Below are 12,358 nucleotides of genomic sequence, written 5' to 3' on the forward strand. Positions count from 1 at the left end.
CCGCACACCTTAAGTCTTCCTTAGTGTGCTTGGTGACTTGCCGCACAAGCTCTAGCGTCCGTGGACCATGGATTCCTCGCTGCTCACCGAAAAAGGTGAAAGCTACTCGAAAGCGCTGGGCAACCGCCAAGTGCAGATGATCGCCATCGGCGGCGCGATCGGCGTCGGGCTCTTCCTCGGCGCCGGCGGCAAGCTCCACCAGGTCGGCCCGTCACTGATCCTCTCCTACGCGATCTGCGGGGTGGCGGCCTACTTCGTGATGCGCGCCCTCGGCGAGCTCGTCCTGCACGAGCCGAGCTCGGGCAGCTTCGTCACCTACGCGCGGAAGTTCATCGGACCGTGGGCCGGCTTCGCCTCCGGCTGGATGTACTGGGTGAACTGGGCGATGACCGGCATCGCGGAGATCACCGCGGTGGCGATCTACGTGCACAAGTGGCTGCCGGACGTGCCGCAGTGGATCACCGCGCTCGTCGCCCTCGGCGTGCTGCTCGCGGTGAACCTGCTGAGCGTCAAGCTGTTCGGCGAGCTGGAGTTCTGGTTCTCCGTGGTCAAGGTGCTGGCCATCGTGGTCTTCCTGGTCACCGCGATCGGCCTGGTGATCGGCAGCGCGGACATCGGCGGCACGCCCGCCGGCGTGCACAACCTGACCGACCACAGTGGATTCTTCCCGGCCGGCATCGGCATCGCGCTGATGACGCTGCAGGCGGTCATCTTCGCCTACTCGGCCATCGAGGTCGTCGGCATCGCGGCCGGCGAGACCAAGGACGCCCGCAAGGTGCTGCCGAAGGCGATCAACGGCGTCGTGTGGCGGATCGGCGTGTTCTACGTCGGGTCCGTGCTGATGCTGGCGATGCTGCTGCCCTGGCCGTTCTACAACGGCGACGAAAGCCCCTTCGTGACCGTCTTCTCGCGGCTGGGCATCCCGGGCATCGGCGACGTCATGAACGCCGTCGTGCTCACCGCCGCCCTCTCCAGCGTCAACTCCGGCCTCTACTCCACCGGCCGGATCCTGCGCTCGCTGGCCGAGAAGGGCGAAGCGCCGTCGTTCGTCAGCCGGATGAGCAGCAGGCACGTGCCCTACGGCGGCATCCTCTTCACCTCGGTCGCCTACCTCTTCGGCGTGGTGCTCAACTACCTCGTGCCGAAGGAGGCGTTCGACATCGCCATCGCGATCGCCTCGCTCGGGGTGATCACGACGTGGGCGACGCTGGTGTTCTGCCAGATGCGGCTGCGCCAGGCCGCGCTGCGCGGCGAGCTGGAACGGCCCTCCTACCGGATGCCGTGGGCGCCGTACTCGGGCTGGGCGACGCTCGCGTTCCTGGCGCTGGTCGTGGTGCTGATGGGCTTCTCCGACGGCGCCGAGAAGATCGCGTTCTACTCGATCCCGGTGCTGGCCGTGGTGCTGGCGGTCGGCTGGCGCGTCATCGCGAAACGGCGGGAACGCACCCCGCTCGGGTAGCGGCCCGGCCGCGGGCGGGCATACTCAGCGGGTGTCCTCGAGCAGCACGGAACCGCGGCGGGTGACCATCCACGACGTCGCCCGCTCGGCCGGGGTCTCCCGGCAGACGGTGTCGCGCGCGCTGAACGACAAGGCCGAGATCGACGGCTCGACCAAGCAGCGCGTCCTCGACGCCGCCCGTGCGCTCGGGTACCGCCCGAGCCGCTTCGCCCGCGGCCTGGTCCGGCAGGACACCACCACGATCGGCCTGGTCGTGCCGGACCTGCTCAACCCCTTCTTCACCGAGGTCGCCTCCGGCGCGCTGGAGGCGGCCCGGTCCCGCGGCTGGCACGTCGTCGTCTACGACACCGCCGACGACGCCGAGCAGGAGCTGGCCACGCTCCGGGTGATCGGCACCCAGGTCGACGCGGTCGTCGGCTACTTCAGCCGGTCCGACGAGGACCTCGACCGCTTCACCCCGGGCGTCCCGGTGGTGCTGATCGGCCGCGAGCCCCGCGCCGCGCGGTTCAGCGGCATCACGATCGACGGCGAGGACGGCGTCCGCGAAGCCGTCGCCCACCTGGTCTCCCTCGGCCACCGGCGGATCGGGATGCTCGACCACGACCGCCGTCCCGAGCCGAGCATCCGCCAGCACTGGTTCCGCCGGGCCGCCGCCGAGCACGGCCTCGCCGTCGCGCCGGGGTGGATCACGCGCGCCGCGCAGACCGTCGACGGCGGGGGCGCCGCGCTCGCCGGCCTGCTCGCCGCCCACCCCGACGTCACCGCCGTGTTCGCCTTCAACGACGTCATCGCCATCGGCGCCCTGCGGGAAGCCCGCCGGTTCGGCCTGCGCGTGCCCGCCGACCTCGCGGTGATCGGGTTCGACGGGCTGGCACTCGGCACGCTCGTCGAGCCGGAGCTCTCCAGCGTCGCCATCGACACCCGCGCGCTCGGGACCCTCGCCGTCGAAGAGGCGGCCCGGCTCGTGACCGGTGCCGAGCCGCTCGAGCCCGGCGAGCTGATCATCCGCGCCCGGCTCCACCTGCGCGAATCCGCCTGATCCCTTGACACCCGGTCCCGTCGCCACGCAGACTTCCGGGCGTTCCGTGAACGTTCACGGGAGCGCTCACGGGCGATCGCCGCCGGTGCCCTCGAGGGCTGAAAGGACTCCATGTCGTACGTCGAAGATCCGGGCCCCGGCCACGGTTCGCTGCCCCCGCGCGCGGCCTTCACCTCCGACGCGCCGTCGTTGTCCCTCGACGGCACCTGGCGGTTCCGGCTCTCCCCGAGCGTCGCCGCCGCTCCCCCGGACGTCTTCGAAGACGGCTTCGACGACTCGGCGTGGGACGAGCTGCCGGTGCCCTCGATGTGGCAGCTGCACGGCCACGGCGAGCCCGCCTACACGAACGTGCACTACCCGTTCCCGGTCGACCCGCCGCACGTGCCGTCGGACAACCCGACCGGCGACCACCGGCTGCGGTTCGACCTGCCGGGCGGCTGGCCCGCCGGGTCCGCCGTGCTGCGGTTCGACGGGATCGACTCGTGCGGGCGGATCTGGCTCAACGGCACCGAACTGGGCGTGACGAAGGGCAGCAGGCTGCCGTCGGAGTTCGAGGTCGGCCCGCTGCTGCGGCCACGCGGCAACGTCCTGGTCGTGCGCGTGCACCAGTGGTCGGCGGGCAGCTACCTCGAAGACCAGGACATGTGGTGGCTGTCCGGGATCTTCCGGTCGGTGACGCTGCTCGCGCGGCCGTCCGGCGGCATCGGCGACTACTGGGTCCGCGCGGACTACGACCACACGACCGGGCTGGGCACGATCCGCGTCGAGACCGGACCGGACGTCGTGCTGGACGTTCCCGCACTCGGCGTCACGGCGCACCCGGCCGGGGAGCCGCTGGAGCTGCCGGTCGAGCCGTGGAGCGCGGAGTCACCGCGGCTCTACGACGGCACGCTGTCGACTGTGGCCGAACGGGTGCCGGTGCGGATCGGGTTCCGGACCGTCACGATCGAGGACGGGCAGCTCAAGGTCAACGGCCGACGGCTGCTGCTGCGCGGGGTGAACCGCCACGAACACGACCCGCGTTCCGGCCGGGTGGTGTCCCGCGCGCTCGCGCTCGAGGACGTGCTGCTGATGAAGCGGCACAACGTCAACGCCGTCCGGACCAGCCACTACCCGCCGGCCCCGGAGTTCCTGGAGTTGTGCGACGCCTACGGCCTCTGGGTGGTCGACGAGTGCGACCTCGAGACCCACGGCTTCGGGCCGCTGGGCTGGGACCGCAACCCGAGTGGCGAGCCGATGTGGGCCGAGGCGTACCTGGACCGGATGCGGCGCACGGTGGAGCGGGACAAGAACCGGCCCAGCGTGATCCTCTGGTCGCTCGGCAACGAAAGCCACACCGGCGAGAACCTGGCCCGGATGGCCGAGTGGACGCGGCGCCGGGACCCGACGCGGCCGGTGCACTACGAGGGCGACCACGACTGTTCCTATGTGGACGTCCACAGTCGCATGTACGCGACGCACGCCGAAGTGGACGCGATCGGCCGCCGCGAAGACGACAACGAGCGGCGCCGGGAGCTGCCGTTCGTGCTGTGCGAGTACGCGCACGCGATGGGCAACGGGCCGGGTAGCCTGCTGGAGTACCGGGAGCTGTTCGAGCGGTACCCGAACTACCAGGGCGGGTTCGTCTGGGAATGGATCGACCACGGCTTGGCTGCCGACGGTCATTTCGCCTACGGCGGTGACTTCGGCGAGCCGATCCACGACGGCAACTTCGTCATCGACGGCCTGGTCTTCCCGGACCGGACACCGTCACCGGGGCTGCTCGAGTACGCGAAGATCATCGAGCCGGTCCGGATCTCCGCCGACCCGGACGGCGTCCGCGTGGCGAACCACTACGATTTCCTGTCCACTGAGCACCTGACGTTCTCCTGGGTGCTCGAGGATGAAGGAATCCCTGTTGCGCAGGGTGTTCTCGACGTCCCGGTCGTCCATTCCGGACAGAGCGTCTCGGTGCCACTTCCGTCGTTGCCGACGACTTCGGGCGAGTCGTGGCTGACGGTGTCGGCTTCGTTGACCGCCGCGACGTCGTGGGCCCCGGCGGGGCACGTGGTCGGCTGGGGCCAGCTGCCCGTGTCACCGCCCCGCGTCCGGCCCGTGCGGCCCGCGCGGGGCCCGGTGTTCCACACGGCCGGACGGCTCGTGCTGGGACCGGGCGAGTTTGACCCGGCGACAGGGGTGCTGACGGCACTGGGCGGACTTGAAGTGCGGGGTCCGCGTCTCGACGTCTGGCGGGCGACGACGGACAACGACCGCGGTTCGTCACCGGGGCCGGCGGAGGCATCGCAGTGGCGGGAAGCGGGGCTGCACCGGATGCAGCACCGGGTGATCGAGGTGGACGCCGACGGCGACGAGCTGGTGGTGCGGACGCGCGTCGCTCCCCCGGCGCAGGCGTTCGGCTTGTTCGCGGACTACACGTGGACGGCGTTCGACGACGGTCTCCGCCTCCGGGTGGAGGTGACGCCGGACGACTACCCGGGCACGCTGCCCCGCCTGGGCGTGACGATGGCGGTCCCGGCGGAGCTGGGGACGGCGGAGTGGTTCGGCGGCGGCCCGGGCGAGGCGTACGCGGACAGCTGCCAGGCGGCGCGGATCGGGCGGTTCTCCAGCAGCGTCGACGGCCTGCAGACGCCGTACGTGTACCCGCAGGAGAACGGCAACCGGGCGGCGGTGCGCTGGGCCCGCTTCACGACCCCGGACGGCGCGGGCGTGCACATCACGGGCGAACCGGAGTTCGCGTTCACCGCGCGACGCTGGGACACGGCGGCGTTGGAGGCGGCCCGGCACACGGACGACCTGGTCCCGGGCCCCCTGGTGCACTTGACGCTGGACACGGCCCAGCACGGCCTCGGGACGGCGTCCTGCGGGCCCGGGGTGCTGCCGCGGTACCGGCTGGTGGCGCAGAAGACGGCGTTCACGCTGGAGTTCCGGCGGGTGGCTGTCGCAAATTGAGACATCCGGGCGTGGCCGGATGCGGTGTGGTTGAGGCCCCGACGAACAGGAGCGTCCCGGTGACCTCTTCCACGACGTCCCCCTCGAGCGCGCGGCTGCTGGCCACGCCCGGCGCGCTCGGCCTGGCGGACCTGGTCGCGATCTTCGACGACCTGCAGTTCACCTTGAAGTGCTGCGAACGGCTGGTCGCGGAGCTCGCCCGGCCGCGGGTGGACGCGGTGCTCGTCGAGGCGCTGTGGGTGTCGGCGCTCAACTCCTACGCGCGGTGCTTCCGGACCGGCGACCGCGGGCTGCACCTGACCGTGGCCGACGTCGAGGCGACCGGGGTGCCGGGTGAGGTCGTCGAGTGGCACGAACTGCTGGGGCGGATCCGGGACTTCTCCCTCGACGGCCCGGTCAACCCGCGGGAGACCTACGCGGTGGGCGTGTCCCAGTCCGCCGAAGGCCAGGCCGCCGGGGTCGTCGTCACCTCGGCCCCGCGCCCGCTCGTCGACGACGTGACGGTCCGGCAGACCGGACGGCTGGCCTTCGAGCTGAGCCGCCAGGTCGACACGCGGATCCAGGAGCACCAGAAGACGGTCTTCGCCGCGGCTTCGAAGCTCACCCCGGCGCAGCTCGGCGCGTTGCCCACCGTCGAGGTCGTCGCCGAAACCGACTGAGGCGGGTCAGGCGCGCAGCATCGGCGGGTACAGCAGCTCCGCCTTCCCCCGCCGATACAACCGGGCCGGGCGGCCGCCGTCGCGAGTGGTCGTCCGGCCCGTCGGCTCCAGCAACCCCTCCGCTCCGGTCACCTTCCGGTGAAAATTGCGCGGGTCCAAGCGCGTGTCCCAGACCAGCTCGTACACCCTCCGCAGCTCCGCGACCGTGAACTCCGGCGGACAGAACGCCGTCGCCAGCGGTGAATACTCCAGCTTGGCCCGGGCCCGCTCGAGGCCGTCGCGCAGGATTTGATCGTGGTCGAACGCCAGCCGCTCCGTCACCAGGGAACGCACCGGCGCCCAGCGTGCCTCCGCCGCGTCCGTGCCCGCCCGCGGTGTCGGCAAGTCCGGGGCCAGCGCCAAGTACGCGACCGTCACCACGCGCATCCGCGGGTCGCGGTCCGGTGCGCCGTACCCGGCCAGCTGTTCGATGTGGACGGTGCCCGGTGCCAGTCCCGTCTCCTCCGCCAGTTCGCGCCGTGCCGCGTCGGGCAGGTCCTCGTCGGCCCGGACGAACCCGCCCGGCAGCGCCCACTCCCCCTCGTACGGCGAGATCCCCCGGCGCACCACCAGCGCGCACAGCTCGTCCCCGGTCAGGGTCAGCACGACCAGGTCCACGGTGACGGCGAACGGCGGGTGACCCATGCCACCACCCTACCCCGTAATCGTCAGCTTGACGATTAGACGTCCACCCCATATCGTCACAACGACGATAAGAGGAGGGCTTCATGGCCGACATCGATCGCCGGTTCGGGTTCCGGCACCTGCGCGGTGCTCCCACCGTGCACATCCGCCACTACCGCCGCGGCAAGCTCGCGCACGACGGCGTCGGGCTGTCGTTCTGGTACCGGCCGCTGACCGCGGTCGTCTCGGAAGTGCCGGTCGACGACCGCGAGCTGCCGCTGCTCTTCCACGCCCGCACCGCCGACTTCCAGGACGTCACCGTGCAGCTCGCCCTCACCTTCCGGATCGAGGACCCGGCGCTGGCCGCGCAGCGGATCGACTTCTCCATCGACCCCGACACCGGGCGCTGGCGAAGTGATCCCCTCGCGCAGATCAGCGGGCTGCTCACCGAGAACGTCCAGCAGTACGCCGTCGAGGTGCTCACCCGCACTCCCCTGGAAACCGCGCTGGTCGACGGCGTCCGGGCGGTCCGCGACCGGATCCGCGCCGGCCTCGCCGAAGAAGACACCCGGCTCGCGCAGACCGGCTCGGCCGTCGTCGACGTCCGCGTCGTCGCCATCCGGGCCGAGCCCGAGGTCGAGAAGGCCCTGCAGACGACCGCGCGGGAGAAGGTGCAGCAGGAAGCCGACCGCGCCACCTACGAGCGGCGCGCGCTCGCCGTCGAACGCGAGCGCGCCATCGGGGAAAACGAGCTGCAGAACCAGATCGAGCTGGCCCGCCGCGAAGAGCAGCTGCTCGCCCAGCGCGGCGCGAACGCCCGTCGCCAGGCCGAAGAAGCCGCCGCGGCGAGCCGGATCGAGACCGAGGCGCAGGCGTCGCGCGAAGAGCGGCTGACGCAGGTCAAGGCCGCGGGCAAGCGGGCCCTCGGCGAGGCGGACGCGGCGGGCGAAGCCGCCCGGCTGGCCGCCTACCGCGACCTCCCGGAGGGCGTCCTGACCGGGCTCGCGCTGAAGGAGCTGGCGGGCAACCTGCCCCAGATCGACAGCCTGGTCCTGACGCCGGACCTGCTCACCCCGCTGCTGACGAAGCTGGGCGGACGGTGAGCCTCGCCCCGCGCGTCGTGCTGGTGCACCGGCGCACCGAGCTGGCCGAGCTCGTGGCCCGCCACGGCACGCGCGGCCAAGCGGAGTTCTTCCTGCGCACGCGGGGCCGGGACCTCACCGAAGTGACCGAGGCCGACGCCGCCGTGCGCGCGGCCCTCGCCGCGGCGTCGGCGGCGATCCCGCTCGACTGGCGCCGCGGCGAGGTGGAACGCGCGGACCTCGACCGGTTCCTGTTCACCCCGGAAGACGTCGTGGTCGTCGTCGGCCAGGACGGGCTGATCGCCAACGTGGCCAAGTACCTCGACGGCCAGCCGGTGATCGGCGTGACGCCCGGCGCGCCCGGCGTCCTCGTCAAGCACCCGGCCGGCGCCGTCGCGGACCTGCTGCGCTCGACCGGCGACGTCGAGCACCGGACGATGGCCGAGCTGACCGCCGACGACGGCCAGCGCCTGCTCGCGCTCAACGAGATCTACCTCGGCCACGCCGGGCACCAGACGGCCCGCTACCGGCTGGGGGTCGGCAGCGGGACGGCGGAACGCCAGGCGTCGTCGGGGATCCTGGTCGGGACCGGCACCGGCGCGACCGGCTGGTGCGGCTCCGTGTGGCGGGAACGCGGCAGCGCGCTGCGCCTGCCCGCGCCCGGCGAGGCCCGGCTGGTCTGGTTCGTGCGCGAGGCGTGGCCGTCGCCGACCACGGGGACTTCTTGGACGGAAGGCGAGTTGACGAAGACGTCGCTGACGGTGGAGGTCGAGTCCGACCGCCTGGTCGCGTTCGGCGACGGCCTCGAAGCCGACACGGTCGCCCTGACCCGCGGCCAGACGGCGACCTTCGCCCCCGCGGCGAAGGTCGTCCGGCTGGTGCGGTGAGGGACGTCAGGTGCCGTAGCGGGCCTTGACGATCGACGGCGTGTCGAGGTTGTGGCCGGCGTCCATGCTCTGCGCCAGCCGCAGGTACTGGCCCTCGGCCCACATCAGCGGGCCCGCGCTGCCGGTCGGGCGGCCCAGCCCGAAGCAGCCGACGTCGCCGCGGTCCCAGACCTGCTCGGGCACGAAGTAGCCGTCGTTGGCCGAGTCCGCCATGGACTTGAGGTAGACCGCGGCCGAGCGGCCGTTGGCCAGCTCGTACTGGCCGCGCTCCCCCGACAGCACCGGCCACAGCCGCCCGAAGCGCTGGCTGCCGTTGGCGGGCCAGCCACTGCAGTTCGCGGTGCTTTCGCCGTAGTTGTCGTGCGGGTAGCGGTGGAAGTAGACGTCGCCGTTGGGCAGCGTCACCTGCATCGGCGCGTTGCCGTCGTAGGCCGCCGCCGTCGGCGCGACCGAGTTCGCGATCGTGGCGTCGCCCGCCGGCCGGATGCCGAGGCGCACCAAGTCGAGGAACCCGAAGTCGGTGACGTCGCGTTCGTAGAAGCAGCCTTCGTCGAAGCAGATCGTGCCGGTGTCGTTCGGGTTGCCGCTACGGTCCAGGCGTTCGTAGTACGTGTGGCCACCCCAGTAGCCCGACGTCGTCACGGTCCACCCTGCCAGCGAGGTGCGCCAGCTGTCCGCTGTGGACTCCCACGACGTCGCGCTCGCGGTGTCGCCGTTGGTTCGCGCGATGGCGCCCGCGGCGATGAGCCCGGCGATCTCGGCGGCCACCGACGACGGCGACTTGCCGTACTGCTCCTCCCAGCGTTCGGTCGTGTCCGGGCCGGTGGCGACGATGTGGTTCGCCGTCGTCTTGATCTTCGTGTACGTCGACGCGTCGGTGAGGCCGGTCAGCCAGGCCAGGAGGATCGCGTCGGCGTCCTGGTCCAGCTGTTCGCAGCAGCCGAGTTGCTGGGCGCTCGCCCCGGCGACCCCGGATACCGGGCTGTACCGCGGGAAAGAACCGGCTGGATAGGTCGTCCCGTCGCCCGCCGTGGGGCTGCCGATCCATTGTGAGTTCCAGAGGAACTGGGCCATGCGCTTGGCCTGCGCCGGGTCTCCGGCGGCCAGGAGGCCCGTCGCCTGCTGGTAGAGGTCTCGGCCCCAGACTCGGTGGTAGCCGTCGTTGAGGTGGTCGCCGTTGGTGAAGTCGCCCCACGGTGTGGCCAGCCCGGCCACGCTCGCGCCCGGGTGTTGCTTGTCCTCCGCGGTCTTCAGTGCCATTGCCGCGACGTAGTAGGCGCGGCGGCGTTGCGTGTCGCCGGAGACGCTGTTCGGAGCGGGTTTCAGGCTTCCGATGTAGGAGTTCCAGCCGCTGCGGTAGGAGCTGGCGACGCTGGTGAAGCCGCTGCTCAGCGACCCGCTCGCGGCCGAGGTTGCTGCCGCGGCCGTGCCGCCGTAGCCGAGGGCGACCGTGAACGTCGTGTCCGCGCCGACCGGGATCTGTCCACACTGGACCACGTTGCCCGTGCCGGAGATGTTGTCGAACTGGTTGTTCAGGTTCTTGTCCGCGCGAAGGTCCACCAGGCAGTCGCTCGCCGCGCCGGTGTAGCCGTTGTCGTGTGCCGTGAAGCCGGTTGAGACTCGCAGTGCCGAGACGACCGTGGTCGCCGTTCCGCCGAACAGCGTCTCCGTGCCGCTGGCCAGGAGCCCGCTGCCGTCCCACCACGCGTTGTCGTTCGCTCCGCCGCCCGCCATCGACGGGTTGGCCAGGAGGTAGAGGCGGTAGGTTCCGCCGTCCAGGGATTGGAAGCGGGTGTTCGTGACCAGGGTTGCTCGGGACGGGTCCGTCACGTAGTTCGTCGTGATCCGGTACTTGCCACTCTTGGCCGTGTTCGTGACCGTGTACTGGAGTGCCTTCTCGTCCGGCATGGTCACTACGTGGTTCGTCGCGTCGCGCTCGAGATCCACGAACGTACTGCCGTCCGTGACCACGAACTGCATGTCCTGCATGTTCGCCACGTCGGCTCGGGGGTAGAAGACCTCCGATGTGACGCCGTTGGCGACCGTGAACCACACCGGGCTGGTCGTGGTTGTCGACGTGCCCAAAGCTGACTTGTTGCCCGTTGCCCAGGATGCTCCGCCGCCGCAGCAGTCCGTTGCCGTGCCGCTCGCCAGGGCTGTTCCCGGTAGTGCTCCGGCTAGGAGGACTCCCGCTCCCGCGCAGGCCAGGACTGCTTTCCACCTGATCATCTCGGACCTCCGACGGCGTTGTCGCTCAATATGTTGTGGGTCGCAACATATTGGGCGATGTTCCGATGACAGGCAATGTCCGATCGGGCTGGATCGATTCAGCCTTCGACCGGTCGGCGCAGCGTTGCTATCCCCGGGCGCCGCCGGGTCAGAGGCTCTTGAGGACCGAGAGGTCACCGACCGCCGCGCGCAGCCGCGCCTGCGTGTCCACCATCCACCGCAGCACCTCCGCCCAATGGTCTTCGTCGGTGATGGCGGGCCGGAGCAGACGCGCCTCGATCCGGCAGCCGATGTTCTTGGGCAGATCGTCGAAGATCAGGTTCTCACCGAACCGATCCATAATCTCTTCGCGCCGATTTGCGAGCGCCTGCCAGCGTCGGGAGTTGAGTGCGCCGTCGGGGTCGCCGAAGTAGAGCTCCGAGCGGCAGCCGAACTTCGAAAACGACACCACCCAGTTCACGCCGCCGATTCCGGATGGCATCTGGAACCAGTTCACCGTCGGCGGGGCCGCTTTGCTCCACCCGCGCTCCTTGGCGATCGGGGCGAATCGGGACCAGAACTTCTGGTAGAGCGCGGACTTGGCCGTCCCAGTGACGGCCGGGGTGAGATCGTCTTCACCGGACTGTTCCGGCATCGCCGGGGGCGGTCCGATGACGCGGATGATCGCACTGGCCACCAGGTGAATGGCGTCGACCGCCTCCGAAGCCTCGGCGGCCGTGATCGGCCGCTTCGCGTCCGTCCGCTCCGGGTCTCGATCGGCCTCGTGCGCGATCTTGTTCCGCCGATTGACGATCTGTTGCAGCATCTCCTGGACCTGCGTCTGCGAGACGGCCTGCTCACGATCGCGGCTGATCCACCCGGCGACGGACTGCCACAACGAGACGTCGCTGACGTGGCTCAACGCGTCTTTGATCTTGTCCGGTGCTTGGAAGGACTGCCACCCGAACTGATCTCGCAGGTACGCGGCGAAGGCCGTGGGCAGGTTCTCGGGCTCGCGGCGGACACCCTCGAACAAGGTGAGCGGGATACGTAGCTTCAAGAACTTCTTCGGGGGACTTTGCTCCGACATGGTGATCGCGAACCCGAGCGCACGGTCGTACAGTTCGCGGTGAACCCAATGATCCAAGGCCGAAACCGCCTGAACCCACGCCGCGCGGTACAAGTCCGCGACATCGAACGCCCCGACCTGGAGTCGTTGCAGGTGCCGGCCGCCGCTGATCAAATCCCTGGCGTAGTCGAGGTTGCTCTGGAACTCGACGAAGCCTCCCGTTGTCCAATTCGGCGAGTCCGCGGTCTCGGAAGAATCCACCATCCGGACAGTATGACCGGGGCCGGGGAGTCACGGCCCGAGATCATTCGGACGGCTCACGTTTTACGCCACCCCGAAGCCG

At 70.5% G+C, this 12,358-nt stretch carries 9 protein-coding genes; 6 read left to right on the forward strand and 3 right to left on the reverse strand.

The annotated features are described in order from the left end of the window. The first annotated feature begins 67 nt into the window (after positions 1–67). From QP939_RS40605 to QP939_RS40620, 4 genes are all read left to right on the forward strand, one after another. Complete coding sequence (locus QP939_RS40605) at positions 68–1,459, forward strand: amino acid permease (RefSeq protein ID WP_285451885.1); 1,392 nt, start codon at positions 68–70, stop codon at positions 1,457–1,459. 31 nt (positions 1,460–1,490) lie between these two features. Next, positions 1,491–2,498 (forward strand): LacI family DNA-binding transcriptional regulator, encoded by a 1,008-nt coding sequence (locus QP939_RS40610; RefSeq protein WP_285451886.1) that lies wholly within the window; start codon positions 1,491–1,493, stop codon positions 2,496–2,498. Between the two features lie 111 nt (positions 2,499–2,609). Next, positions 2,610–5,447 (forward strand): glycoside hydrolase family 2 TIM barrel-domain containing protein, encoded by a 2,838-nt coding sequence (locus QP939_RS40615; protein WP_285451887.1) that lies wholly within the window; start codon positions 2,610–2,612, stop codon positions 5,445–5,447. Positions 5,448–5,506: 59 nt separating this feature from the next. Then, complete coding sequence (locus QP939_RS40620; RefSeq protein ID WP_285451889.1) at positions 5,507–6,106, forward strand: hypothetical protein; 600 nt, start codon at positions 5,507–5,509, stop codon at positions 6,104–6,106. 6 nt (positions 6,107–6,112) lie between these two features. Here the strand turns inward: QP939_RS40620 and QP939_RS40625 are convergent, their stop codons facing one another. Continuing rightward, complete coding sequence (locus QP939_RS40625) at positions 6,113–6,790, reverse strand: NUDIX hydrolase (RefSeq protein WP_285451890.1); 678 nt, start codon at positions 6,788–6,790, stop codon at positions 6,113–6,115. Positions 6,791–6,873: 83 nt separating this feature from the next. Between QP939_RS40625 and QP939_RS40630 the strand changes: the two genes are divergently transcribed. Then, a complete protein-coding gene (locus QP939_RS40630) occupies positions 6,874–7,872 on the forward strand; it encodes an SPFH domain-containing protein (RefSeq protein WP_285451891.1) in 999 nt (332 codons plus the stop codon). Beyond that, positions 7,869–8,738, forward strand: a complete 870-nt coding sequence (locus tag QP939_RS40635; RefSeq protein WP_285451892.1) for an NAD(+)/NADH kinase — start codon at positions 7,869–7,871, stop codon at positions 8,736–8,738. The genes QP939_RS40630 and QP939_RS40635 overlap by 4 nt, the downstream gene beginning before the upstream one ends. 6 nt (positions 8,739–8,744) lie before the next feature. Here the strand turns inward: QP939_RS40635 and QP939_RS40640 are convergent, their stop codons facing one another. Next, positions 8,745–10,967, reverse strand: coding sequence for a glycoside hydrolase family 15 protein (locus tag QP939_RS40640; RefSeq protein ID WP_285451893.1), 2,223 nt, complete (start codon positions 10,965–10,967; stop codon positions 8,745–8,747). Positions 10,968–11,115: 148 nt separating this feature from the next. Next, positions 11,116–12,279, reverse strand: coding sequence for a DUF4268 domain-containing protein (locus QP939_RS40645; protein ID WP_285451895.1), 1,164 nt, complete (start codon positions 12,277–12,279; stop codon positions 11,116–11,118). Positions 12,280–12,358 lie beyond the last annotated feature (79 nt).

The organism is Amycolatopsis nalaikhensis (genome assembly GCF_030264295.1).
Classification (GTDB): Bacteria; Actinomycetota; Actinomycetes; order Mycobacteriales; family Pseudonocardiaceae; genus Amycolatopsis; species Amycolatopsis nalaikhensis.

Bases quoted from the DNA above. Each gene is read 5' to 3' on its own strand.
- QP939_RS40645 (WP_285451895.1), bottom strand. From the start codon at position 12,279: ATGGTGGATTCTTCCGAGACCGCGGACTCGCCGAATTGGACAACGGGA.
- QP939_RS40615 (WP_285451887.1), top strand. From the start codon at position 2,610: ATGTCGTACGTCGAAGATCCGGGCCCCGGCCACGGTTCGCTGCCCCCG.
- QP939_RS40640 (WP_285451893.1), bottom strand. From the start codon at position 10,967: ATGATCAGGTGGAAAGCAGTCCTGGCCTGCGCGGGAGCGGGAGTCCTC.
- QP939_RS40625 (WP_285451890.1), bottom strand. From the start codon at position 6,790: ATGGGTCACCCGCCGTTCGCCGTCACCGTGGACCTGGTCGTGCTGACC.
- QP939_RS40630 (WP_285451891.1), top strand. From the start codon at position 6,874: ATGGCCGACATCGATCGCCGGTTCGGGTTCCGGCACCTGCGCGGTGCT.
- QP939_RS40605 (WP_285451885.1), top strand. From the start codon at position 68: ATGGATTCCTCGCTGCTCACCGAAAAAGGTGAAAGCTACTCGAAAGCG.